Below are 23,460 nucleotides of genomic sequence, written 5' to 3' on the forward strand. Positions count from 1 at the left end.
TGGCGCGTCAACCATGACGGTAATGGAATTTCTGGTCTTTTGTCACAAACATATACACGCTCACCGCCAGCGCGGCAAGCTCGGCGGCGGTGACAGCCAGCCACACGCCGTCAATGCCCCACAGGGCGGGCAGCAGGAGCAGCGCGGCAAGCTGGAACACCAGCGTGCGCAGAAAGGAGATGAGGGCGCTGGTCACGCCATCGCCCAGCGCCGTGAAGAAGGAGGACGCATACACGTTGAAGCCCATGATGAGGAAGCTCAGCGCATACAGCCGGAAGGCGCGGCTGGTCAGCGCCAGCAGCTGGGCGTCGTAGCCCACAAAGATGCGTGCCACATAGGGAATGAGCACCATGGATACGGCGGTCATGCTCACAGCTACCACGGCGATGAGGCGCAGGCTCTTCTGGTAGAGGTTATGCACCTCGGCATGGTTGCGCGCGCCGTAATGGAAGCTGACGATGGGTGCGCTGCCCACGGCATAGCCCACGAACACCGCCACAAACAGGAAGGCAGCGTACATGATGACGCCGTAAGCCGCCACGCCGTTTTCTCCGGCAAGCCGCAGCAGCTGGAAGTTATACAGGATATTGACCAGCGACATGGAAAGGTTGGTCATCAGCTCAGAAGAACCGTTGATACAGGCATCCCACAGCACGCGGCCGTAAAACTGTGTTCTGCACAGGTGCAGGCGGCTGGTATTGTGGTGGTCGATAAAGTAGAACACCGGCAGCACGCCGCCCACCAATTGGCTGATAAGGGTGGCAACGGCAGCGCCCTCCACGCCCCAGTGCAGCATACCCACCATCACCACGTCCAGCACCATGTTGGTGCAGCCTGCACCTACGGTGAACCAGAAGCCCAGAAGCGGCTTTTCGGCGGTGACGAAAAAGCTTTGGAACATATTTTGCAGCGCAAAGGGCGGCAGCGCCAGCATCAGGATGCGCCCGTAGCGCACGGCGTAGTCCAGCAGCTCTCCCTTTGCGCCCAGCAGCACGGCGACCGGCCGCAGGAACACAAAGCCCAGCACGGCCAGCACGCTGACCGAAACAAGCGCCGCCAGCAGAAACATGGTAAAATAGCGGTCGGCTTTTTCCTGGTCGCCCTCGCCCAGCGTGATACCAACGATGGCGCTGCCGCCGGTGCCCAGCATAAAGCCGACAGTGCCCAGCAGCTGCGGCAGCGGCATGATGAGGTTGACCGCCGCAAAGGCCGTTTTGCCCACAAAGTTCGAGACGCACAGGCCGTCCACGATGCCGTAGATGGAAGTGAACAGCATGGTGCCGATGCAGGGCAGCACGAACCGCAGCAGGCGGGAATAGGTAAAATGATCGGACAATTGGATGGTTTTCTTTGGCATAGCTCCTCCTTTTTGAACTTCACATATGCAAAAAGGCCGGATAAGAACCACCGCTCCGGTGCGTTCCCTCTTCTGCTGCGGCACTACGGTGCCCACAGCCTCCGGGAAGCGCGAACGATGACATCTTATCCGGCCTTTCAATTACGTTGAAACAGCCCTCCGATGAGCGAAAAACAGTATAGCAAAGTTTATTTTTTATGTCAAGCTCCGTTTTGCATCATTCTGCCGCAATGCGGACAAAGGGCGCGATGGCGTTGGCATCGCCGTGGCGGACGATGGAGTAGGTGATATCGCAGTAGGGCTGGATGGCGGTGCTCTTTTCCACGGTGGAGATGAGCAGCACCTGCAATTGCAGGCGGCGGAACAGTTCCATCATGGGGCGGATGCGGTCGCTGGTCATTTTACTGAACGCTTCGTCCAGCAGCACCAGACGGATGCTGTTTTCGCTCTTCTGGTAAATTTGCAGAAGGCTTGCGCAGATGGCCACATAGAAGGGTGCCTGATTCTCGCCGCCGGAGGAATCGCGGCTGACGCGGGACAGATACGCCTGCTGCCCGGTGACCTGATTGGTCACCTTGATATCGTAGTCCAGATAGGTGCGGTAGTCCACATAGTCCGAAAGGGTGGCACCGGCGGCGGTGCGTCCCTCCTGCCGGGCGCGGGTGTTCTCGTCCACGTCCGTCATGATCTTTTCCATCAGTTCGTCCACCTGACGCTCGTAGGCGGGGTCGGCGGTGGCGGCAAGGTTGTCCAGAGAGTCGCCCTCGGTCATCTGCTGGTTGCCCTTGTCCACGATGACCTGATAGAACGCCGCCAGCTGCGGGTCGCGGCTGGGCTCCAGCTCAAAGCGGTAGACTTCCTCGCCGTAGGTCAGCTGCTCCATGACCTTGTTCAGCTCCCGGAACTGCCGCCGGGCGTTGAAGATATCGTCCTTCATGCGGAACAAAATATCCTTGCGGAAGCGGTCCTTGCAGTCCCGCTGCGCCTGCTCCAGGCGGGCGGCGTAGCGCTCCAGGTCGATGCGCACAAGGCTCTCATGCTGGGCGCGGTACTGTTCCAGCCCGGCAAGCCCCAGAGGATAATCGCAGACGTAGCGCCGGTTGTATTCCCGCTGCGCCGGTTCCAGCGTGCTGTTCAGGTAGACGGTCAGCGCATCGTCCAGCTTGGCCTGTGCCTTTTCGGCAGCCTGCGCGGCGGCGCGGGGAGACTTGTCCGGCCCGGTCAGCGCCTGCTGACGGCTGCGGGAGAGCGGCTCCACCAGCGGGTGGGCGGCAAAGAAGCTTTCTGCGGCCTGTGCGCTCTTTTCGGCGGTGTCCACCGCCTTTTGCTGCTCCGCCTCACAGGAGGAGATCTGTTTTTCGCATACGCGCAGGTCGCCGCCGGTCTGCTCCACGGCAGTGCGGGCGGCTTCCCATGCGGCTTCGCGCACCTCTTCCTCCTTATACAGCTGCTGCAAAAGCGGATTCTCGCGGCACTCGGCCAGCTTTGCGGCCTGCTTGTCCACCGCCGCGCGGGCGGCGGTCAGGGCGGCGCGGGCGTCCCACAAAGCGGCAAGTTCTTCCAGCGTGGTGCCGCGCAAAAGGGTCTGGTACTGGCTGTATGCGGCTTTCAGGTTCTGCTCCGCCTGTGCGGCGGCGCGTACTTCTTCGGCAAGGGCGTTCATCTCCCCTGCCAGTGCCCCGGCGCGGGCGCGGCGGGCTTCCAAGCCGATATAGCGCTGCGGGGTGCGCAGACGCTCCAATCGGAAGGGATGGTGGCGCAGAAGGTCCCGGGTGGCGCTGTCGGGATAATTTTCCAGCGTGTCGGGGGTATCGCAGCAGACGATGCGGCGCAGGATGGTATCGGCGTACTGCGCGGCCAGCGGGTTTTCGCTGGTGACCTGTGCCGCCAGACTGTCGGCGGGGGCGGTGTCGGCGCGGCGGTTTGCCTTGCGCAGACCCGGGGTGTCCAGCAGACTGATGGGGCCGACTTTCTCTTTCAGCGCCACAAAAGCGCTCTTTGCGGCGGCGTAGTGGGCGGGCGGCACAAGGATATCGAACCGGCGGTCGCCCAGACAGGCTTCCACGCAGTCCTGCCAGCTTTCGTCCTCCACGTTCAGCAGCTCGCAGAAGATGCGGGCGTCCGGCTCCATGCCACGGCTCTTCAGCTCGGCGTTCACGGCGTCCCGCACCCGGGTGGCGGCGTCCCCGTGGGGATACACCCACTTGCCGCCGGATACGGCGTCCAGCTCGGCGCGTTTCTCGGTCTGCTGCCGCTGCAAGGCGGCGGTGTGCTGCCGGGCAGCAAAATAAGCTTCTTCCAGCGGCTTTTCCTGTGCGGTCAGCCAGTCGGTCAGGGCGGGCAGGGTGTCCGGGGTCAGGTCTGCCAGCTTTTGCCCGGCGGCAAAGCCGCTGCGGCGCAGCACCGCCAGCAGGTTGCCGGTCTTTTCGGCGGCTTTTTCGGCGGTATCGGCGCGGCGGGCGGCGGCATCCAGTGCGGTCTGCCGGTGCGCCAGCTCCTCGCTGAGGGCATCCAGTGCGCGGCCCTCGCCGCTGGCACCGGCGGCGCTGTGGGCGGTCAGGTAGGCGCGGCGGGCTTCCGCTTCGGCGGTCTTGGCTTCGGCGTAGCGGGTGCGCAGCGTTTCCTGCTGGCGGCGTCCGGCGTCTACCCGCTCCTGCCAGACGGCCTTTTCCCCGGCATCGGCAGCAGCCCGCGCCAGCAGGGCGGCACCCCGGTTTACAAGGGCTTCGGTCTGTTTTTCGGTGGCTTCGCGGCCATAGCGCACGATCTCGTCCAGCGCATCGGCGCGGGTCTGGGCTTCCGCCAGAACGGCGTGCAGGTTTTCCAGCTCCAAGCGGTCACCCTGCAAGGCTTCCAAGTCCAGTTCCGGCTGCGGGAGGATGTACTGGTACAGAAACTCCCGGAAGTTCGGGATCTCGTCCATGCTGGTGCCCATCTGGAACACCTCGTTGAACTTTTTACCCAGCGGGCTGGCTGCACGTCCAATGCCCAATGCGCGGCAGATGCGGTCCCGCGCTTCGCTGGGGCTGCGGGTATAGGAAAGCCGCCCCTCGGCGGGCTTGAAGTCCTCCTTGGCGCTGGGCGCACCGGTGCGCGGGTCGATGAAGGGCAGCTGTTCCAGCGTGATGCCGTCCTCCGAGATGTACCACGTCTGGTCGCCGGGGTGCAGCTCCTGCATGGGGCCTTCGGACTCCACCCGCACCGCGATGACAAAGCTGGTGTGCTTTACGCTGTCCCAAAACTCCGCCCCGATATAGGCCACGGTATGCCCCGGGCGGCGGTAGGCGTTTTCGCCGCGCTGCTTGGCGTGGACAGAGCCCTGCAGGGTGCGTCCGCTCTTTTTATTGCCCAGCGCATTGAAGTTGCGGTTGGTGGTAAGGCAGTAGCGAATGGCGTCCAGAATGGTGGTCTTGCCCACGGCGTTCACGCCGATCATATAGGTCAGGCGGGCGCAGTCGAAGGTGGTATTTTCAAAGTTGTGCCAGTTGATCAGTTTCAGGCGCTTGAGTTCGATCATGCTTCACCCTCCCCTGCTTCCATGTCTGCGCCCTCCGGGCGCTCGTACAGGCCAAGCTCGGTGCGGGTGCGGGCGCTCTCGGCGGCGGCATCTGCAAGGTCAGCGTCCGGCAGCGCCAGCAGCACCGTGGGGAACACCTCAATGCGGCTGTCCAGCCCGGAGAGCCGTCCCACCGGACGCGCCAGATTGTACCGGCGCAGGGTGCGCATGAGCTTTTCCAGCGTTTGCTGATCCAGCTTGCGGGGCAGATTCATCTTTTGCAGCTCTGCCTGTACTTCTTCTACGGTCACCAGCACCTCGTCTGCGCTGGCGGCAAGGCTTTCCCGCTTTTGCAGGTACAAAAGCCGCAGCACCAGCAGCAGAATGCTCTCGTACTTGAGCAGCCGTGCCTGACTGCCCTCGTGCTCGTTGACCAGCGCCGCCGCCTGCATGGGCGCGGGGTACAAAAGCACCGCGTAGCCCAAGGGTTTGAACACCGCACGCACCTCGTTGAGGTGATCCTGAATATACAGATATTTTGCCCGCTGTTCCTCTACGCAGCCCAGCACAAAGCAGTGGTTGAGCAGATAGTTTGCGGTTTCTTCCAGCAGATCAATGGTTGCCATCCGTGTTTACCTCCTTGCGGCGGGTCAGGACAAAATCCTGAAACCGGAAGCCGCCGCGCTCCACCCAGTTTCCGGTCATGGTGATATCATACTCCCGGTGCGGCGACTGGGAATAGGTGTGCAGGCCGATGATGCCTGTAAAGTCGTTCGGGTATTCCTCCACAAGGGTGGAAGCGTTCACCTGCCCGCGGGCAGCCAGTGCCTGCCGCGCCAGCAGCGCCACGTTTTCCTCGGTGACGGCAAGGCGGGCGTAGTCCAGCAAAAGCTGCTGCTCCTGCCGCAGCCGTTCGGGGTCCAGGGGTTCGGTGCGCACCGGGGCAAGAGGTGCTTCGGTGCGGGGCGCGGCGGGGGGATACAGCGGCTTTGCGCCGAACACTGCCGCCGGGTACAGGTGCAGCCGCGCTGCCACCGGGCCATCGTCCGGCTCAAACAGCTGTTCCGGGCTGCGGATGTCCTCGGCGTAGCGGCGCAGCAGGGCGGTGACGCTGCCCTGCGCCGAGCGGTCGCTCAGCAGCAAAAACTGTGCCCGCTGCACCGCCCGCTTGCGGTAGCGGATGTGGCTGGCGTCAATTTCCTTCATCAGGGTGCTCATCTCCTCCAGCGCGTCCCGCTGCTGCTGGATGAGGGCACGCACCCGGGGTGCAGCCTCGCCGGGGGCGCAGCGCTCCACCCGGGCGTAATCCAGCGCCAGACGGGGCAGCTGGTTCTGCTCGCAGTCGTCCAGTTCTTCTTCCAGATAGGCGCGATAATTGAACAGGTTATCGCTGGTTTTAAAGCGATGGTACGCTGCTGCCACCACCTTTTCCTCGTACTGGTCGAACAGTTCCAGCACCTCCTGCGGGGTGCGGTTATGGGTCAGGCGGTCGATATAATGCCCGATGGAAGCGTTGAGGGCGCGCAGGGACTTGTTCAAGGTCTCAAGGTCTGCCGCCACCTCCCGCAGCACGTTCTCGTAGGGGCTTTTTTCCTGCCCGATGCTGCCCAGCAGCTGCCACGCCTTGTACAGCTTGCCGGTATAGGTGACCACCCGGGGGTTCAGGATCTCTTCCAGCGCATCCAGCAGCGGGGTGACCTCCGGCATAAAGGCAAGGGTGGGCTCCGTCTCGTAGCTGCCGGGCTGCTCCTCCAGCCAGCCGGTGCGGCGCAGACGCAGCAGAAAGCCCACCGCCAGCGTGTGGGGGTCGCGGGTGGGCTGCTCGTCCTCATCGCCCGCACCATCGGCATCCAGCGCCAGCGGCTTTGCCAGCGCGGCAAAATAATCCTCGGCACGGGAGACGGCTTCGGCGCGGGAAATGCTGTAATCTGCCGTATGGCGGCACTCTTCCCAGAGCAGCAGCAAAAGCTCTGCATAAAACGCCCGGTTGGGCCCCGCCAGCGGGCGGAACAGCCGTGGGCTGACCAGTTCAAACAGCTGCATGGAAACGTCCTTTCTGTGTGAGTTCGATACCCTTTTATTGTACCACAGCGGGCGGGGTTTGTCACAAAAAGGCGCAAAAAAGCAAACTCCCTCAGTCAAAGCCTGACGGCTTTGCCAGCTCCCTCGGGGAGGGAGCCTCTGGCGCACCCGGAAACTTTGCGCTTTAGCCGGAAACTTTACCGCCATGCCAAAGGCCCCATCCCAGAGGGGGCTGTCGAGCGAATGCGAGACTGGGGGAGTTTCTTCGGGAGCGCCTGAGAGGGCACGCAAAAAAGCCCGCCGGGCAGGCGGGCTTTGGGAGCGTATTTCACCCCAGCACTTTGAGGGGAGAATTTTCCACCCATAGGGTATCGTCCAGCAGGCGGGTGACCGCAAGGCGGCCATTGGCGGTGACCCGGGCAGGGTCGAGGGCGTAGAAATCGCTCTCGGTCAGGTTTTCCGGGTCGGCAGTGGACGAGATGCCCGCCACGCACACCCAGTGGCCGTAGGTGCTGCTGGTGGCAATGTGGGGGTAGTTCACCTCGCTCCAGCCGGAGGAAGTCAGGTGGTATTCATAAGTAGAGGTGCGGTTCGTGTGCCTTTTGACCCCGCTCACCGTGGTGTTTTTCAGGTGCACGATCACCGGACGCCCGGCGGCAAGCTCGTTGTACAGCTTTTTCAGGCACTCGGCGCGGGTGCCGGCGTACCCCGTGTAGCCCGCAGCGGACCACACCGCACCGTTTGACCACATCCCGCTGCCGGAGCAGACCTTGCCGTCCAGAATGGTGCGGGCGTAGCGCAGTGCGTACAGGCTGCACTTGCCGGAGGTCTGGTTGCCGATGGAAAGGATGTGGCTGGTGTCAAAGCTGAGCAGCCGGATGCCGTTTTTCTCCTTCAGCTCAGCGGCGTGGGCACGGGGCAAAAAGGCACACAGCAGCAAAACCAGCGCCAGAACTGCCGCCGCCAGCCGCTGTGCCGCGCGGGCGGGACAGTGTTGCATGGGTACTTCCTCCGAGTTCGTTTCAATTCAGACATGATTTTACCACTAAAACGTGGTGAAAATGTGTAAAAAGGCAAAATAGAGGTTTGACACAACATATGTCCAAATTTAAGTATTTCCGTGCCCGGCAAAGCCACGCCGCCGGGGCGGGGACAAGGGCGTTTGAAAAGTTGTCGACAAAATCAGCCTGAAAATATACCAGAACTGCAACAAACCCGACCTGTTTTCATCCTTTTTCACGAAACTGTTTCAGGAAGTTTAGCTATATTCCCGATTGACAAAACCGTCACCGGTCGGATATAATCAGGGCAGAAAGACGACAACGGTTGCGCAAAGTCTTTCCGAAAAAAGAAACATAACCACAAAAAGCTGATTGGAGGGATACCCTTATGAAGAAACTTTCAAAGATCGTCGCTCTGCTGCTTGCAGGCGCAATGGCCATGCTGATGTTTACTGCCTGTTCCGGCGGTGGCGGCGGCGCAGACACACAGAAGGAAGAAGCGATCCGGAAGCAGCTCGGTACAAAGAGCGAAGCTGTAAAGCTGTGCGATAACGATGGCAAGGTCAAGAATGACAGCAAGCTCTATAAAGAGACTGCAGAACTGCTGGATGCACGAATCAAGGCTGAAACCAGTGCATTTGGCATTCTCCTTGTTGATTTTGATGTCAAGGGCGTCAATCCTGCAGAGCCGTATGTGACTGTTACCCTGTCGGCAGACTATAAGACTGCAGGTCTCGTAGCTGGCCTTGTCAATTTGATCACCGAGAAGCTTGGCAAAATCGATGCTACCAACAGCAACGTGAAGCTCGACACCGAGTGGGCAAAGGCTGCTGTCGTTGTCAGAACCAATGAAAAGGGCAGCTATGCTGCAATCGCAATTCAGGTCAAGAACCTCGCATACCCCAAGACCTGATAATATTAACATCGTTCCCCGGAGAGCAGCCGCCCTCCGGGGCTTTTTTGTTTGTATCGCGGTAAATACCGCTTGCTTTTACAGCTCTCTCCCGGGAAAAGGCAATGCCGGAAGATCCACAGATCTTCCGGCATTGCAAATTTAGAATAATTTTTCCGCTGCTTATGCGCACAGCACACGCGGCGCGCATTTCAAATCGTCTTTTTTAATACCCCTTTACCGAGAACCCGCGCTCCCACGGGTCGGGCGGGATGTCCTTTTGGCGGATGCCGGTGATCTGGATATAGTCGCTTTTCTGGATCATGGCGAACAGGGTGAGAAATTTGTCCGGGTCGCCCTGCACTTCCAGCGTCACGCTGCCGTCATCCTCGTTCTGCGCCCAGCCGGTCAGGTCAAGGGTCTGCGCGGCGTACCGCGCACGGTAGCGGAAGCCCACTCCCTGCACCTGCCCGGTGATGATGTAGCGCCGCCGCACTGTGCCTTCCGGCAAAACGGGCGGGGTGCGGTCCTTTTTGTTTGAAAAGTTGAACATAGCATTTAAACCTTTACCGGGCTCGCCCTCTCCGTCATTGCTCCGCAATGCCACCTCTCCCAGAGTGAGAGGCTTTGGCAGTCCATGCAACGTTTGCTGTTTTGCCAAGGGCTCCCCCTTTGAGGAAAGACTTCCCCCGCACCGGGGGAAGATGTTGCGTAAGCGACAAAAAGGGGAATCTGTCGAGCAAAGCGAGACTGAGAGGGCGAGGAAGCTTTCCTTTCCCTCAAAGCTCCTGATAAGCGGTCATCAGGGCGGGGATGAACTGCTTTTTGCGGCTCACCACGCCCGGCAGCGTCCAGCTGGCATCGGCGGCGGGCTGGGTGTCAAAGCCGTCGGACAGCACCTCGGCGGCATAGCGTCCGTTGCAGATGACCACGCTCTCCTCCTTGGGCACGTCGGTCAGCAGCATATAGATATCTTCCACGTTCTGCTTGTTGCGTGCTTCCTCGAGATACGGCTTCAGCAGCGCCTCGGCGGCGGTCAGGTTCTTGCGGGTCATATAGCTGCCCTGCGCCACGCCAAAGCGGATATCGCCGCACATGAACACCTTGAAGTCCTGCAAAAAGACCTCTTCGGCGGTCTTGCCGTCCAGCTTTTCGCCGGCTTCAAACATTTCGTTGGCAAACTCGTTGATGTCCACCCCGGCGATCTTTGCCAGACGGTTGGCGGCGTTTACGTCGATGGGGGTGCAGGTGGGGCTGCGGAATACCAGCGTATCCGACAGGATGGCGGCCAGCAGCAGACCGGCTGTCTTTTGCGGGATGGTCACGCCGTTTTCATCGTACATCTGGGTGACGATGGTGGCGGTGCAGCCCACCGGCTGGTTGCGGAAGTACACCGGGCCGCTGGTCTCCAGACTGCCGATGCGGTGGTGGTCGATGATCTCCAGGATCTCGGCCTGATCAAAGCCCTCCACCGCCTGTGTGGCTTCGTTGTGGTCCACCAGAATGATGCGGCGCTTGCGCAGGTTGATGATGTTGCGGCGGCTGATCATGCCGCAGTACTTACCGTCTGCGTCCAGAATGGGGAAATACCGGTGGCGCACCTTTGCCATCACGCGGGTGACGTCTGCCACCGGGCTGACGAGGGTGAATTTAATGATATTGTCCCGGGTCATGTAATAGGAGATGGGTGCACACTGACTGATGAGCTTTGCCGCCGCATAGGTATCGCAGGGGGCACTCATAATGGCTACGCCGGTCTCGGCGGCGATATGCTGGATGGTGCGGCCTACCTTTGCGCCGTTGCAGATGATGATGAGAGAAGCTTCCTTCTCGATGGCGCAGAGCTGGCTTTCGTAGCGGTTGGTCAGGATGACGATATCGCCCTTTTCCATGCTGCTTTCCAGCATTTCCGGGGTGGCGGTGCCAATGCGGATGTGGCCGGTGGTGCACACTGCGTCCTCGCTGCCCACCACCATGGTAGCGCCCAGTGTTTCCAGAATATTGCGGTAGCTGGTGCGGCTCTTGGCAAGGATGCCGGTGTCGAACAGATCCATGTTGGCGGTGGCGATATCCTTCACCGTGATGACGCCCTGCAGTTCATCCTCCTCGCTGGTCACGGCAAGGGTGTCGATCTTCTGGTCGCGCATGATCTCCCACGCCTTGCGCAGGCTGGTAGAGCCGGGGATGCCGGGAATCTGGCGGTAATCCACGTCCCGAATTTTAGGGTTGACATCGGTGCACATCCGGGGCGGCGTGACCCCGAACTTTTTCAGCACGAATTCTGTTTCCTGATTCATCTTGCCCGCACGCCGGGCTTCGCAGACCAGATCACTGGTCTTGTTTTTCAGCTCTGCATAGGCAATGGCAGAGCAGATGGAGTCGGTGTCCGGGTTGCGGTGCCCGATGACAACGACCTTGTGCGCAGTTTGCTGCATAGTTTACCCCCTTATGGGTCCTCAACTTCTTATCATATATCTTATCATTTACCAAACAGCGCCCCTCTCCTGCACAGCGGGGCGGGCTGCAACCTTATTTTAACACAACTATGTCCGGGGGTAAAGGGAAACAAACGGCTTGACCTGACCGGCAAATTGCTTTAAGCTTATAGAAAATATTGCTGATACGGAGGAACACCCATGAAAAAGCTTTCCCGCCTGCTGCTTGTCCTCGGCCTTGCGCTGTGCATAAGCCTTACCGCCTATGCCGAGGACGCGCCCGCTGCCCAGCCCACAGCCAAGGAGCCCCGCACCCTGACCGCCCGCACCGGCACCGAGACCTCGCTGTGGAACGCTTACGCCTTCCTTGCCCAGCACGGCACAGCCTACCGCTTTGCCCCCTGCGCGGTGCAGACCCCGGCAGACGCCGCCGGTACCGCCCCTGCCGAGGATGCCGTGGCGGTGCTGCGGCTCTACACCACCTATGTGGAAAAGGATACGCCCGTCAACATTGACGGTCATGTGTTTCTTGCGGTGACCAACAACACTGACGCCGACCTTGTGGTGGGCGGGCTTTCCATTGCGCCGGGCACCAGCATTACCATGGGCACCCGGGGCAACAACCGGGAGCACGCCGGGCTGTGGTACAACGTCGAAAGCTATAATACGCACTATCTCCCGGATTTTTATGTCAACCTGACCTGTCTGCAGCTGTCCATGAACGCCGAGCAGCTGGCAGCTGTGAACGCCGCCCTTGCCAAGGCGGACAAGTGGTCGGCATGGCACAACTGCGCCGCCTTTGGCGCGGCGGTGTGGAACACCGTGTGCACCGACAAGGTAGACCCCGGCACTCCGCCTACCCCGGCAAGCCTTGCCGAAAGCGTGCGCAGCTGCACCGGCAAGTGGAATGCCGACCCGGCAGTGCCCTTTGACTACGTTGTTTACTACGGCTACCCTGCCGTGCCCAGCAAAGAATTTGCCTGAGCAGGAAAATTATTGTATACAACACTTGCATTTCGACAGCTTCCGCTGTATGATAGGAGCATTCGAGCTTTTTTGTCATTTGCAACGGAGGACAGCATGAAATCGTCCAAATTTACATCCACTCCCCTGTTTCCACGGCAGGCGCTGGTGGCGCTGCTGCTGCCGCTGATCGCGGAGCAGGCGTTAAGCGTGACCATTGGTCTGGCTGATACTTTGATGGTATCCTCGGTGGGCGAAGCCGCCGTGTCCGGCGTGAGCCTTGTGGACAGCTTCAACACCCTGATGATCCAGATCATGAGCGCGCTGGCCACCGGCGGTGCGGTGGTCACCAGCCAGTACATCGGCCATCAGGAGCCAAAAAACGCCAAGGCGGCGGCGGCGCAGATTTTATTCGTGCTGTCCAGTTTCAGTGTGCTGGTGGCGGCGGTGGTCATCGGCGGGCGGCACGCCATCCTGCGGGGCATCTTCGGCTCCATTGATGCGGACGTGATGCACTACGCCGAGACCTACTTTCTGCTTTCGGCGCTGAGCTATCCCTTCATTGGCCTGTACAACGCCGGTGCGGCGCTGTTCCGGGCGCAGGGCAACAGCAAGATCAGTATGCTGTCCAGTCTGGTGATGAACGTGGTGAACATCGGCGGCAACGCGGTGCTGATCTACGGCTTCGGCATGGGGGTCATGGGCGCGGCGCTTGCCAGCCTTGTGTCCCGCGCCATTGCCTGCGCGGTGGTGTTGTATCTGCTGCAAAAGCCGGGCTGCGCCCTGCGGGTGGACAGCCTGCGGGCAATGGTACCGAACGGCGGGCTGATCCGGCGCATCCTGCGGGTGGGCATCCCTGCCGGCATTGAGAACGGGATGTTCCAGATCGGCAAGCTGTCGGTCTCCAGCCTGACCTCCACCCTTGGCACGGCAGCCATTGCCGCAAATGCGGTGGCAAATACCACCACCACCTTTTTGAACATCCCCGCCAACGCCGTGGGCATGGCTGCCCTGACCGTGGTAGGCCAGTGTCTGGGCGCAGGCGAAAAGGAGCAGGCAGTGTACTACTCCCGCCGCCTGATGCTGACCGCCTACTGCGGTGCGTGGGTGATGAACCTGTCGGCCTTCTTCTTCGCCAACCGGTTCGCGGTGTCCCTGTTCAACCTCTCGCCGGAGGCGCAGGCCATGGCGCTGGACATCATGGTGTGGTTTAACATCGTTTCCCTGTTCGTGTGGCCGTCCAGCTTTACCCTGCCCAACATCCTGCGCGCCGCCGGTGATGCCCGGTTTACCATGACCGTGAGCATCGTGTCCATGTGGACGTTCCGGGTGGGCTTCTGCTATCTGGCCGTGCTGTGCTTCGGCGGCGGGCTGCTGAGCATCTGGATGGGTATGTATCTGGACTGGGTGTTCCGCTCGCTGTGCTTCTATCTGCGCTTCCGCCGCGGCAGCTGGCTGGAGCAGAGTGTGATCTGATTTTTTCTTTTTGCAGGAAACCGCCGCTCTGATTCGTATTATCAGCAGAAGAACGATGGTATTTTTTACAAGTTCCACAAATTATTTTTTCAGCACTTGACAAAGTTTTCACCTTTCGTTCTTGCAATCTTCATCGTTCGGGCGTATAATTTCTCAATGCTATCGAGTTCTGCTCTTCTGCAAAAGGAGGCTATTCTATGAAACGCAGCTGGCTTGCGCGCCACCCGGTCGGGTTCATGGCGCTGTATTCTATATTTTATCTTTCCGTTTTTCACTATCTGGAGGCAAACGTCCCCCTGCGCAGCATTCTGGTGCACTGCCGTCTGGACGATCTGATCCCCTTCTGCAAATATGCGGTGATCCCCTACTTTGCATGGTTCGTATGGATCCCCTTCACCCTGTTCTATCTGCTGTGGAAAGCCCCGCGTGAGGACTTCTGGCGGCTGTGCCTGCCGCTGTTCTCCGGCATGACCATTGCACTGGCGTGCTACGCCGTGCTGCCCACAGCGCTGGACCTGCGCCCCTACTGGGTGCCGGGCAGCGATATCTTTGCGCGGGTGGTGCGCTTTTTGTACCGCACCGACACCGCCACCAACGTCTGCCCTTCCATCCATGTGTTCAACTCGGTGACACTGCTGCTGGCGTACTACCGCAGCCATATCTTTGATGCACCGCGCCGCCGCTGGATGCGTCCCGCAGCCGCTGTGCTGTGCATTTCCATCGTCTGCTCCACCGTGCTGCTCAAGCAGCACAGCTGCATCGATGTGGCCTTGGGTGCGCTGCTGGCACTGGCGCTGGACAGTGCCTTTACCGCCGCCGAGCGCAGCCAGCTGCCCCAGGTGCGGAGAGCTTAAGGAAGAAAGAAAAAGCGACTCCTGTCAGCGCCTTTGGCGCTGGCAGGGGTCGTTTTTTCATTTCCTTTTTTAAAACAGCCCCTCGGGCAGGCAGATATCCTGCTTGGGGACTTTTGTCCACGCAAAGTCCGGCACAAGGCTTTCCGGGGTGCGGGGTGCCGGCTCCGGCTGCAAGCCGTAGGCATACGCCAGCTTACCGATGATCTCCGGGGCGGTGTACTTTGCCCGCAGGTTTTCAAGGCTCTGGTCGCCGTCCCGCTTGGACAGCCGCCGCCCGTCCGCTGCCAGCAGCAACGGGCAGTGGGCAAAGCGGGGCGGCTGCAGACCCAGCAGACGATACAGGTACAGCTGCCGCGCCGTGGAGGATAGCAGGTCTGCCCCGCGCACCACCTCGGTGACGCCCATGCGGGCATCGTCCACCACCACCGCCAACTGATAGGCAAACACGCCGTCTGCCCGGCGCAGATAGAAATCACCGCAGTCCCGCAGCAGGTTTTCCGTGTGGGTGCCCATGCAGCCGTCCGTAAAGGTGATCTCCTCATCCGGCACCATCAGGCGGTAGGCAGGGGCTTTCTTTTTGCGTTTTTCCGCGATCTCTTCCGGCGTCAGCCCCCGGCAGGTGCCCGGGTAGATGACGTTGCCGTCCGAGGTGTGGGGTGCGCTGGCGGCGTGCAGCTGAGAGCGGGAGCAAAAGCAGGGGTACACCAGCCCCCTCTGTTCCAGCTTGCGGTAGCTTTGGGTATAGATGTCCCCGCATTCGCTCTGGTAATAGGGTGCGTGTGCGCCGCCGGTGCTGCCGCCCTCGTCCCATGTAAGCCCCAGCCACGCAAGGTCCTGCTCCAGCAAGTCGGCATAAACGCGGGGACAGCGCTCGGCGTCCAGATCCTCGATGCGCAGCACGATGCGCCCGCCCTGACTTTTTGCGCTGAGCCATGCCAGCAGGCTGCACGCCAGATTGCCCAGATGCAGCCGTCCGCTGGGGCTGGGCGCAAAGCGCCCGGTGACCGGGCGGCTGGTGGATACAGGGGCTTTGTTTTGCATGGGTGTGCTTCCTTTCGCTTTTACTGGTTTTTTCTCATTATAAGCCCTTGCTGTGCAAAGGTCAATGCGCATAAAAAAGCCGCCGCAGGCGGCAATGCCTGCGGCGGCTGTAAGGTCGGCTGCTCAGTGCAGCTCCGGCCAGTAGCCCTTGTTGGCTTCGATCATATCGTCCAGAATGGCCTTGGCAACGTTCATGCTGGGCACAGTCTTGTTCAGGGTGAAGGCCTGCAGCACCTTCTCGTAGCTGCCTTCCACGCAGCCCTCCACCAGCAGCTTTTCGCTGTTGAGCTGCTGCATCATCAAGCCCTGCTGGAACAGCGGGATGTTGTCCCGGGCAATGACCTCCGGGCCGTTCTTGCCGATGTAAGCGGGCAGCTCCACCATTGCGTCATAGGGCATATTGGGGATCGCGCCGCGGTTCTCGGTGATGATGAGGAAGCGTGCCTTGGTGTCGTTCTTCAGCGCAGCGGAAAGATCTGCGATCCAGTCGCCGTGGCTGCCGGCATAGAAGGTGTTGGCGTCCACTTCGCCGGTCTTGAGGTAGTGGTCGATGCCGTCGAACAGGTTCTTTTCGCGGGTCTCCTCCACCTCGTTGGCGCGGGTGTGGTTCGGGTCCGAGTGCTCCACGAACTCCTTGGCCTGCAGATAGTAGTTCAGGTAGGTGTTGGGCAGGTACTCCGGGAAGTTTTCCATGATCTCGTACTCGCCCTTCCACACATAGTACCAGCTGCCCTTGGTGTGGCGGTTCTGGCTGCTGGAGGAAGTCAGCGCGCCCATGCCCTTGAGGTAGCTTTCCGGCAGAAGGATCTTGTTCTCCTTGATGTAGGCGCGCAGCTTGGGCATCAGATCCTCGCCGTGGTACTGGATGGAGGTGAACCAGCCGAAGTGGTTCAGGCCAAAGTAATCGTAGACGATCTCCTTCTTGTTCTGGATGCCCATGGCAGCTGCCACCACGTCAATGATGGCGATGGGCATATCGCAGATGTTGATGATCCGTGCCTTCGGGCGCAGCTTGCGGCAGGCTTCGGATACGATGGCGGCGGGGTTGGAGTAGTTCAGGATCCAGTAGTCCTTCTTGGCATACTTTTCCACATCGTCGATCAGCTTGATCATGGGGAAGATGGTGCGCATTCCGTAGGCCATGCCGCCGCAGCCGCAGGTCTCCTGTCCCACGCAGCCGTGGCGCAGAGGGATCTTTTCGTCCTGCTCCCGCATGGCGTAGCCGCCCACGCGCATCTGGGCAAACACAAAAGAGGTGTCCGTGTAAGCCTGCTGCACATCGGTGGTGACCACCAGCTTGATGTCGGTATTCAGCTCCTTGTGCAGGACCCAGTCCACCACAACGGCAACCTTGTCCTGCCGCTCCTTGTTGATGTCGAACAGACGGATCTCGTCCACTTCCAGTTCTTCCCGGCGCAGGGCGATGGATTTGACGATACCGGCGGTAAAAGTGCTACCGCCGCCAGCGATGGTAATGACCATAGTTAAACGCTCCTTTTTTGTATTTTTCAGGTTAGCCCGGCGCAGTCCGCCGGGGCGCGGAAAAGCGGTTTACTGGTTTTCCAGCTGTGCTTCCACAGCACGCTTGATATCGGCTACCTGCAGACCGTAAACGATCTGGATATCGGTACCCTTTTTCACGATGCCGCTGTTCGGCAGTTTGTTGATGGCAGCTTCGTCCAGCTTTGCGGGGTCCTTGATGTTTACCCGCAGGCGGGTGAAGCAGTTGTCCACCGACAGGATATTCTCCTTGCCGCCCAGACCGTCGATGACGCACTGCACCTCGGCAGCGTTCTTCACGCTTGCCTTCTTGGCGGGTGCATCGCTCCCCGCGGTCTCGGTGCTCACCTCTTCCCGGCCGGGGGTGTGCAGGTTGAAGGCCTTGATCAGCAGGGTGAACACCACAAAGTACACTGCGATCTGGCACAGCGCCAGCAGGTACAGGGTGGGATAGTTGGTCTTATCTGCACCGGCGGAAAGGTTCATCAGAATCGAGCCGAGGAGGTTGGTGGTAAAGCCGGTGACATGGAAGATGTGCAGCAGCACGATGAACAGGCCGGAAATGCAGGCGTGTGCCACCCACAGGATGGGCGCAGAGAAGCAGAACATGAAGTCCAGCGGCTCGGTGATGGAAGCCAGAGAAGCGGTAAAGGCCAGCGGCACCAGAACGGCAGCGGTCTTTTTGCGGTTCTCCTTGCGGGCGCAGAAGATGAAGGCCGCCACGATGCCAAAGTAGCCGAAGGTCTTGGTGAAGCCGGTGTACATCCACACGATGCCGTCCGAGAAGGGCAGACCCATGCTGTACTCCATCATCATGACGATGTAGGAGCCGGTGTAGGTGGCATCGCCCACGGTCAGGCTGTTGCCCAGTGCAGAGAACTGGAAGGGGGTGTAGATGAGGTGGTGCAGGCCGGTGGGGATGAGGAAGCGCTCCAAAAAGCCGTACAGGAACAGGCCGAAGTTGCCGGAGGTGGCGATCAGGTCGGTCAGTGCGCTGATCACGTTCTGCACCGGCGGCCAGAAGAAGCAGGAGCCAAAGCCGAACAGGATGGAAAAGACCACCATGCAGGTAAAGGACCAGCGGTTGCCGGAATAGATCTGGGTGATGATGCCCTTGAACTGCTTTTCACAGGTGCGGTTGTACACCCAGCCGCAGACCAAGCCCAGCAGGATGCCGCCGAACACGCCCATATCCACCGTCTGGATGCCGAACACGGTGGACTGACCGGTGCCGTACAGACCCACCATCGGGTCAGGCTCTGCCAGCATACCCAGCTGGGTCAGGGTGACGTTGCCGGCGGTCAGGTACATAAAGTAGCTCATCAGGCCGATGATGGCAGCCTGCTGCTTGTTCTTTTTGGCAAGCGCCGCTGCGATGCCCACGCAGAACATCAGGCTGAGGTTGTTGATGATGACCATGATGCAGTTGTAGATCAGCTGTCCCAGCAGCTTGATAGGGGTCCACTGCAGAACGGGGATCATCGCACTAAGGCTTGTGCTGGTAAGCAATGCGCCCAGCACAAGGATCAGGCCTGCTGCCGAGATATACGACAGCGGTGAGAGCATGGCTTTGGAGAACTTTTCCAAGCCATTCATGACTTTTTCTTTCATCGTGTAATACTCCTCACTTTTTGACTTGACTGTTTTGGGGGATGATTTCTATTCCGCAGGGCTTCCGGACGCCCTGTTGAAGCGTTTTATCCTACGATCTTGGTCAGGTGGATGAGCAGATAGACCTGCTCCTGATGATCCAGCTCGTAATCAAATTCCTGCCGCAGATAGGCATTGATGCGCTGCAAGCACACCTCGTTGCGGCTGTCGCGCTGCAAAAGCACCGTGTACATGGACTCCAGCCCGGCGTCCTGCCAAGGAGTGTGCCGCAGAATGCGCGCCGCCAGAAACTTGAGGTGTACGGTCAGGCGGGTGGTCTCAAGGCTTTCTTCCTCAAAGGTGCAGTGATAGGTATCACAGATGATCTCCTTGACCGCCTTGACGAACTTTACGGTATCGTAGGCCAGCGCGCCGTCCGCCGCACCGGCTACCAGATGCAGGGCAATGTAGCCCGCTTCGTCCTCCGGCAGCTGTACGCCGCAGAACTGCCGGACAAGTTCCAGCGCCCTTTGCCCCACCGCGTACTCCTTCGGGTACAGCATCCGGGTCTCCGAGAGCATGAGGTTGGGCAGAAAAGTACCCTTTTCCACACGTTCCAGCGCAAAACTGATGTGGTCCACCAGCGAGATGGTGCTTTTGCTGCTGAGCAGGATGCCCTGCTCCTCTGCCGCCAGCGAGATGCGCTCGGCGGCCTGCATCACCTGCGGGGTAACGTTATCCAGCATCTTGAGGAACTTGGTCTGCAGCTCGTTCTGCACATAGTACACCTTGGAAACGCGGCTTTTGTCGATCACGTCCCCCGGGCGGCGGCCAAACCCAAGCCCGTTGCCCACGAGAATGGCTTCCCTGCCGTCCGGCATGACCACCGACACCGCATTGTTATTGAATACCTTTACAGCCTGCATCGCCGCACTCCTCCGCTTCCATGCCGCAGCTTTTATAAAAAGAAAAGGGCACAAGAACCAAAGGGATGCCGTTGCCGCCTTCCCTCTGATGCTCATGCCTGATCGAACAGTTACACGCACTGATAAATTCACTTGTCTGCCTTTGATTATACGAGCCAGCGCGGAGAATGTCAATGCGTGGAACTGCCCGAAATTCAAGCTGCATTTTTGTATATCCTGCACAGGTGCTGCTTGAAATTCGTCCTGCGCGGAACGATTGACAACGCCGTGCGCAGAACGTATACTTAGGGTGTAGATCCCGCATTGCTCCGGCGGCTTGCCGGGGCACCAGTTACGGAGGTTTTTCTTATGACATCGAAATATATCCGCTCCCTTGCGCTGCTGCTGTGCGCCGCTTTACTGGGCTGTCTGCTGGCAGCCTGCGGCGGCTCTGCAAGCAGCCCCGCATCCAGCGCTGCGCCCGCCTCGGACAGCGCATCCGCTTCCGGCAGCAGTGAGCTGCCTTCCTCCACCACAGAAGCCAACACCGGAGAGCTGAACCCCGGCAACTTTGACGAGAACTCGGTGTTCTCCATCACCGGCACGGAAAACGCCTTTGCGCCCTGTCTGGGCTGGGGGCCCGGGGTATCCGGCTGCTCCTTGAAATCGGTCATCGCGGCGGCATCGCTGCTGCACTGGGCCGAGGACGCGCGGATGTCCAGCCGCTCCCCGGAAGCCATTCAGGATGCCTTTTACAGCTGGTACGACGGTCTGACCGACAACCAGCAGGAGGGCTTTGCCGAGGCATGGCCGCTGGTCAAGGACGCCGCGCTGGACCTGCTCAGCGACAAGGACAGCATGACCGGCCGCATCGCGGACGCAGGGCTGGACGCTGACACCCTGCCCGGCTGCACCCTGAAAAACTGGCAGGCGCTGCAGACCGTGCTGGACGGCATTGTGCCGGAGACAAACGGCGAAGCTTAATAAAACAAAAAAGCATCTGCAACCATCGCTTCTGAATTTCAGAATCAGCGATTTTGTTGCAGATGCTTTTTCTTTAGCGGGCTCGCCCTCTCCGTCACCTACGGTGACACCTCTCCCAAAGGGAGAGGCCTTGGCAGAAAGATGAAGTCTGCGTGGACTGCCAAGGGCTCCCACTTTGAGGGACGACTTCCCCCGGTCGGGGGAAGATGTCGCGCAGCGACAAAAGGGGGAGTCTGGCATCGCGAAGCGATGGCTGAGAGGGCGAGGATGCTGACCATGTGCAGCATCCCTTCTGTTTCTGATTTTTATACCTTTTTCAGCACATACTGGCGGGTGCCCATGCCCACCTTCTCGGCCTGGTCAAGGGTGGCCTTCCACTCGATGTTGGGGTTGGAGTCCTTGAAGTTGTCGTGGTAGCAGTTCCAGCCCGGCTTTGCAAGGTTTGCGCCCAGCTGGCTGTTGGGCAGCGGGGCGGCGTTCAGGCAGGCGTCCACGCAGGCTTGGTCCAGCGCCACCGGGTCAAAGGATGCAAAGATACCGATATCCGGCAGGATGGGTGCATCGTTCTCGCCGTGGCAGTCGCAGTTGGGGCTGATGTCCTGCACCAGAGAAACGTGGAAGCAGGGACGGTCGTGGCAGACTGCGGCGGCGTACTCGGCCATCTTGCGGTCCAGCAGCTCGTTGGCGCAGTCGTTGGGAGAATAGATGGCGTCAAAGCTGCAGGCACCGATGCAGCGGCCGCAGCCCTTGCACTTGTCGTAGTCGATGACCGCCTTGTTTTCGGCATTGTAAGTAATGGCGTCCGAGCCGCACTCCTTGGCGCAGCGGTGGCAGCCGCGGCACAGCCCCTCCTGCACGGCGGGCTTGCCGGCAGCGTGCTGCTCCATCTTGCCCGCGCGGGAGCCGCAGCCCATGCCGATATTCTTGAGCGCACCGCCGAAGCCGGTGGACTCGTGGCCCTTGAAGTGGGTCAGGCTGATGAACACGTCCGCGTCCATGATAGCACGGCCGATTTTCGCGGTCTTGCAGTATTCGCCGTTCGGCACCGGCACTTCCACCTCATCCGTGCCGCGCAGACCGTCACCAATGATCACCTGACAGCCGGTGGTCATGGGCCAGAAGCCGTTCAGCTGGGCGCAGCTCAGGTGCTCCAGTGCATTCTTGCGGCTGCCCGGGTACAGGGTGTTGCAGTCGGTCAGGAAGGGCATACCGCCCTGCTCCTTGCACAGGTCTGCCACCACCTTGGCGTAGTTGGGACGCAGAAAAGCCAGATTGCCCAGCTCGCCGAAGTGCATCTTGATGGCCACGAACCGGCCGTCCATGTCGATGTCCTTGATGCCGGCGGCAATGCACACCCGGCGCAGCTTTTCCAGCAGGCTGGTGCCCACCGGACAGCGGAAATCCGTATAGTAAACTTTGGATGCTTCCATGGTGTTTTTCCTCCCATATCCTTCCGGCGGCGTCTGCCGCGCGGTCTCTCTTTTGTTCAGTATAGCACACCCGGCCGAGCGGTGTAAACAGAAAATGGAGCAGCGCCGTTTTTCTCTGCCCATTTTGGGGTTGACAGTCCTGCCCTGCGGTGTTATCTTATATCGGTTCCAAAAAACAGAACGGATGTCAAGATACAGGAGTTATTTCTATGAACGATTTTGATACATTCCGGCGCGAAGCCGTAGCCGCCGTCCGGGTGGCGCTGCAATGGTTCTTTCTGGCGGTCCCCATGGGTCTGCTCTGCGGATTTCTGGGCACCTTGTTCCATCTTGCTGTCGAGCACGCCACCGAGCTGCGTGCCGCGCAGCCCTGGCTGCTGTTCCTTTTGCCTGTGGCGGGTCTGCTCATCACCGCCCTTTATAAAGTAACAAAGTGCGAGGGCGTGGGCACCAACAACGTTATCCGCGCTGTGCAGAGCGGCGAGCCGGTCAGCATTCTGCTGGTGCCCGCTATCTTTTTGGGCACGGTGCTCACCCACCTGTGCGGCGGCTCTGCCGGCCGCGAGGGCGCTGCGCTGCAGATGGGCGGCAGCATCGGCTGGAACCTTGGCACCCTGCTGCGGCTCAAGGACCACGACCGCCGCACCGCCACCATCAGCGGCATGGCTGCGTTCTTCTCTGCCCTGTTCGGCACCCCGCTAGCGGCGGCCTGCTTTGCTATGATGGTGGAGGATGTGGGTCTGACCTTTACTTCTGCCTTTGTCCCCGCCTTTACCTCTGCCCTCATCGCCTACGGCTGCTCGCTGGTCTTTGGCATCGCGCCCACCCACTTTGCCCTCACTGCGCCGGAGCTGAATGTCCGCACCGCCCTGCTGGTCATCCTGCTGGGCGTGGCCTGCGCTGCCGTTTCCCGCCTGTTCTGCTATACGCTCCACTTCATGGAGCACACCGTGCCAAAGCTTCTCCCAAACCCGTGGGTGCGGGTCTTTGCGGGCGGCGTGCTGGTCGTCGGCTTTTCCTATCTCTTCGGCGTGGGGCGCTATAACGGCGCGGGCATGAGCGTCATCACCGCTGCCGTGGAGCAGGGACAGGCACTGCCGTGGGATTTTCTGTGCAAGATCTTCCTTACCGCGCTGACCCTTGCCTGCGGGTTCAAGGGCGGCGAGGTGGTGCCCAGCTTCTTTGTGGGCGCTACCTTCGGCTGCGTGGTCGGCCCGCTGCTGGGTCTACCCGCCGAATTTGCGGCGGCGGTGGGGCTGGTGTCCATCTTCTGCGGTGCCACCAACGTCCTGATCCCCTCCATCCTGCTGGGCTTTGAGCTGTTCAGCGGCGCCGGGCTGGAGCTCATCGCGCTGGGCTGCGGTATCTGCTTTATGCTCTCCGGCCACCACGGCCTGTACAGCAGCCAGACCTTTGTTACCAACAAACTGCGCTCGGAGTATATGTCCCACAAGTGGCGCGTAAAGGTGAAAAAAGCGGAAGAGTGAGCGTTTAATACTAAAAAACAGGGGCTG

19 protein-coding genes are annotated in these 23,460 nt (G+C 60.2%); 6 read left to right on the forward strand and 13 right to left on the reverse strand.

The annotated features are described in order from the left end of the window. Positions 1-7 precede the first annotated feature (7 nt). From C7J97_RS00105 to C7J97_RS00125, 5 genes are all read right to left on the reverse strand, one after another. Positions 8-1,357, reverse strand: coding sequence for an MATE family efflux transporter (locus C7J97_RS00105; protein WP_113991671.1), 1,350 nt, complete (start codon positions 1,355-1,357; stop codon positions 8-10). A 217-nt stretch (positions 1,358-1,574) separates the two neighbouring features. Further along, the gene (locus C7J97_RS00110; RefSeq protein ID WP_113991672.1) at positions 1,575-4,874 is read right to left on the reverse strand and encodes an ATP-binding protein; all 3,300 of its coding nucleotides are present in this window, start codon (positions 4,872-4,874) and stop codon (positions 1,575-1,577) included. After that, positions 4,871-5,479, reverse strand: a complete 609-nt coding sequence (locus C7J97_RS00115; RefSeq protein ID WP_015537060.1) for a DUF4194 domain-containing protein — start codon at positions 5,477-5,479, stop codon at positions 4,871-4,873. The genes C7J97_RS00110 and C7J97_RS00115 overlap by 4 nt, the downstream gene beginning before the upstream one ends. After that, positions 5,466-6,896, reverse strand: coding sequence for a Wadjet anti-phage system protein JetA family protein (locus tag C7J97_RS00120; protein WP_113991673.1), 1,431 nt, complete (start codon positions 6,894-6,896; stop codon positions 5,466-5,468). Before C7J97_RS00120 ends, C7J97_RS00115 begins: the two co-directional genes overlap by 14 nt. Positions 6,897-7,203: 307 nt before the next feature. Continuing rightward, positions 7,204-7,875, reverse strand: a complete 672-nt coding sequence (locus tag C7J97_RS00125; protein WP_113991674.1) for a hypothetical protein — start codon at positions 7,873-7,875, stop codon at positions 7,204-7,206. A gap of 389 nt (positions 7,876-8,264) precedes the next feature. Here C7J97_RS00125 and C7J97_RS00130 point away from each other — a divergent pair, with 389 nt between their 5' ends. Beyond that, a complete protein-coding gene (locus C7J97_RS00130; RefSeq protein WP_113991675.1) occupies positions 8,265-8,789 on the forward strand; it encodes a hypothetical protein in 525 nt (174 codons plus the stop codon). A 205-nt stretch (positions 8,790-8,994) separates the two neighbouring features. Here the strand turns inward: C7J97_RS00130 and C7J97_RS00135 are convergent, their stop codons facing one another. Both C7J97_RS00135 and C7J97_RS00140 read right to left on the reverse strand, forming a co-directional pair. Continuing rightward, positions 8,995-9,279 (reverse strand): acylphosphatase, encoded by a 285-nt coding sequence (locus C7J97_RS00135; RefSeq protein WP_242983393.1) that lies wholly within the window; start codon positions 9,277-9,279, stop codon positions 8,995-8,997. 268 nt (positions 9,280-9,547) lie between these two features. Continuing rightward, positions 9,548-11,203, reverse strand: coding sequence for a putative manganese-dependent inorganic diphosphatase (locus C7J97_RS00140; protein ID WP_113991677.1), 1,656 nt, complete (start codon positions 11,201-11,203; stop codon positions 9,548-9,550). A 201-nt stretch (positions 11,204-11,404) separates the two neighbouring features. Here C7J97_RS00140 and C7J97_RS00145 point away from each other — a divergent pair, with 201 nt between their 5' ends. The 3 genes from C7J97_RS00145 (at position 11,405) to C7J97_RS00155 (ending at position 14,496) form a co-directional block, all read left to right on the forward strand. Further along, a complete protein-coding gene (locus C7J97_RS00145) occupies positions 11,405-12,187 on the forward strand; it encodes a hypothetical protein (RefSeq protein ID WP_113991678.1) in 783 nt (260 codons plus the stop codon). A gap of 96 nt (positions 12,188-12,283) precedes the next feature. Next, positions 12,284-13,642 carry an MATE family efflux transporter gene (locus C7J97_RS00150; protein ID WP_113991679.1) on the forward strand — a complete coding sequence of 453 codons (1,359 nt, stop codon included), beginning with the start codon at positions 12,284-12,286 and terminating at the stop codon, positions 13,640-13,642. 197 nt (positions 13,643-13,839) lie between these two features. Next, a complete protein-coding gene (locus C7J97_RS00155; RefSeq protein WP_113991680.1) occupies positions 13,840-14,496 on the forward strand; it encodes a phosphatase PAP2 family protein in 657 nt (218 codons plus the stop codon). A gap of 69 nt (positions 14,497-14,565) precedes the next feature. Here C7J97_RS00155 and gluQRS read toward each other — a convergent pair whose 3' ends face one another. The 5 genes from gluQRS to C7J97_RS14920 form a co-directional block, all read right to left on the reverse strand. Continuing rightward, a complete protein-coding gene (gluQRS, locus tag C7J97_RS00160) occupies positions 14,566-15,537 on the reverse strand; it encodes a tRNA glutamyl-Q(34) synthetase GluQRS (RefSeq protein ID WP_113991681.1) in 972 nt (323 codons plus the stop codon). Between the two features lie 123 nt (positions 15,538-15,660). Then, positions 15,661-17,019, reverse strand: a complete 1,359-nt coding sequence (locus C7J97_RS00165; protein WP_112091479.1) for a 6-phospho-alpha-glucosidase — start codon at positions 17,017-17,019, stop codon at positions 15,661-15,663. 69 nt (positions 17,020-17,088) lie between these two features. Then, positions 17,089-18,648, reverse strand: a complete 1,560-nt coding sequence (locus C7J97_RS00170; RefSeq protein ID WP_113991682.1) for a PTS transporter subunit EIIC — start codon at positions 18,646-18,648, stop codon at positions 17,089-17,091. Positions 18,649-18,734: 86 nt separating this feature from the next. Next, positions 18,735-19,553: a PRD domain-containing protein gene (locus C7J97_RS00175; protein WP_015537071.1), complete on the reverse strand. Its 819-nt coding sequence runs from the start codon at positions 19,551-19,553 to the stop codon at positions 18,735-18,737. Then, positions 19,528-19,758: a hypothetical protein gene (locus C7J97_RS14920; RefSeq protein ID WP_170126604.1), complete on the reverse strand. Its 231-nt coding sequence runs from the start codon at positions 19,756-19,758 to the stop codon at positions 19,528-19,530. Before C7J97_RS14920 ends, C7J97_RS00175 begins: the two co-directional genes overlap by 26 nt. Positions 19,759-19,901: 143 nt before the next feature. Between C7J97_RS14920 and C7J97_RS15310 the strand changes: the two genes are divergently transcribed. Then, positions 19,902-20,516 carry a hypothetical protein gene (locus C7J97_RS15310; RefSeq protein WP_242983394.1) on the forward strand — a complete coding sequence of 205 codons (615 nt, stop codon included), beginning with the start codon at positions 19,902-19,904 and terminating at the stop codon, positions 20,514-20,516. A gap of 305 nt (positions 20,517-20,821) precedes the next feature. Here the strand turns inward: C7J97_RS15310 and C7J97_RS00190 are convergent, their stop codons facing one another. Continuing rightward, the gene (locus C7J97_RS00190) at positions 20,822-21,946 is read right to left on the reverse strand and encodes a DUF362 domain-containing protein (RefSeq protein ID WP_113991684.1); all 1,125 of its coding nucleotides are present in this window, start codon (positions 21,944-21,946) and stop codon (positions 20,822-20,824) included. Positions 21,947-22,155: 209 nt separating this feature from the next. Here C7J97_RS00190 and C7J97_RS00195 point away from each other — a divergent pair, with 209 nt between their 5' ends. Further along, positions 22,156-23,433 (forward strand): chloride channel protein, encoded by a 1,278-nt coding sequence (locus C7J97_RS00195; RefSeq protein WP_113991685.1) that lies wholly within the window; start codon positions 22,156-22,158, stop codon positions 23,431-23,433. Positions 23,434-23,460 lie beyond the last annotated feature (27 nt).

The organism is Faecalibacterium prausnitzii (genome assembly GCF_003324185.1).
GTDB classification, from domain to species: Bacteria; Bacillota; Clostridia; order Oscillospirales; family Ruminococcaceae; genus Faecalibacterium; species Faecalibacterium prausnitzii.

What these genes read in the sequence shown, in the direction of transcription:
- C7J97_RS00110 (WP_113991672.1), bottom strand. Translation starts at nt 4,874, where the DNA reads ATGATCGAACTCAAGCGCCTGAAACTGATCAACTGGCACAACTTTGAA.
- C7J97_RS15310 (WP_242983394.1), top strand. Translation starts at nt 19,902, where the DNA reads ATGACATCGAAATATATCCGCTCCCTTGCGCTGCTGCTGTGCGCCGCT.
- C7J97_RS00130 (WP_113991675.1), top strand. Translation starts at nt 8,265, where the DNA reads ATGAAGAAACTTTCAAAGATCGTCGCTCTGCTGCTTGCAGGCGCAATG.
- C7J97_RS00105 (WP_113991671.1), bottom strand. Translation starts at nt 1,357, where the DNA reads ATGCCAAAGAAAACCATCCAATTGTCCGATCATTTTACCTATTCCCGC.
- C7J97_RS00120 (WP_113991673.1), bottom strand. Translation starts at nt 6,896, where the DNA reads ATGCAGCTGTTTGAACTGGTCAGCCCACGGCTGTTCCGCCCGCTGGCG.
- C7J97_RS00125 (WP_113991674.1), bottom strand. Translation starts at nt 7,875, where the DNA reads ATGCAACACTGTCCCGCCCGCGCGGCACAGCGGCTGGCGGCGGCAGTT.
- C7J97_RS00140 (WP_113991677.1), bottom strand. Translation starts at nt 11,203, where the DNA reads ATGCAGCAAACTGCGCACAAGGTCGTTGTCATCGGGCACCGCAACCCG.
- C7J97_RS00195 (WP_113991685.1), top strand. Translation starts at nt 22,156, where the DNA reads ATGAACGATTTTGATACATTCCGGCGCGAAGCCGTAGCCGCCGTCCGG.
- C7J97_RS00115 (WP_015537060.1), bottom strand. Translation starts at nt 5,479, where the DNA reads ATGGCAACCATTGATCTGCTGGAAGAAACCGCAAACTATCTGCTCAAC.
- C7J97_RS00175 (WP_015537071.1), bottom strand. Translation starts at nt 19,553, where the DNA reads ATGCAGGCTGTAAAGGTATTCAATAACAATGCGGTGTCGGTGGTCATG.
- C7J97_RS00165 (WP_112091479.1), bottom strand. Translation starts at nt 17,019, where the DNA reads ATGGTCATTACCATCGCTGGCGGCGGTAGCACTTTTACCGCCGGTATC.
- C7J97_RS00155 (WP_113991680.1), top strand. Translation starts at nt 13,840, where the DNA reads ATGAAACGCAGCTGGCTTGCGCGCCACCCGGTCGGGTTCATGGCGCTG.
- C7J97_RS00170 (WP_113991682.1), bottom strand. Translation starts at nt 18,648, where the DNA reads ATGAAAGAAAAAGTCATGAATGGCTTGGAAAAGTTCTCCAAAGCCATG.
- gluQRS (WP_113991681.1), bottom strand. Translation starts at nt 15,537, where the DNA reads ATGCAAAACAAAGCCCCTGTATCCACCAGCCGCCCGGTCACCGGGCGC.
- C7J97_RS00145 (WP_113991678.1), top strand. Translation starts at nt 11,405, where the DNA reads ATGAAAAAGCTTTCCCGCCTGCTGCTTGTCCTCGGCCTTGCGCTGTGC.
- C7J97_RS00150 (WP_113991679.1), top strand. Translation starts at nt 12,284, where the DNA reads ATGAAATCGTCCAAATTTACATCCACTCCCCTGTTTCCACGGCAGGCG.
- C7J97_RS14920 (WP_170126604.1), bottom strand. Translation starts at nt 19,758, where the DNA reads ATGCAGCTTGAATTTCGGGCAGTTCCACGCATTGACATTCTCCGCGCT.
- C7J97_RS00190 (WP_113991684.1), bottom strand. Translation starts at nt 21,946, where the DNA reads ATGGAAGCATCCAAAGTTTACTATACGGATTTCCGCTGTCCGGTGGGC.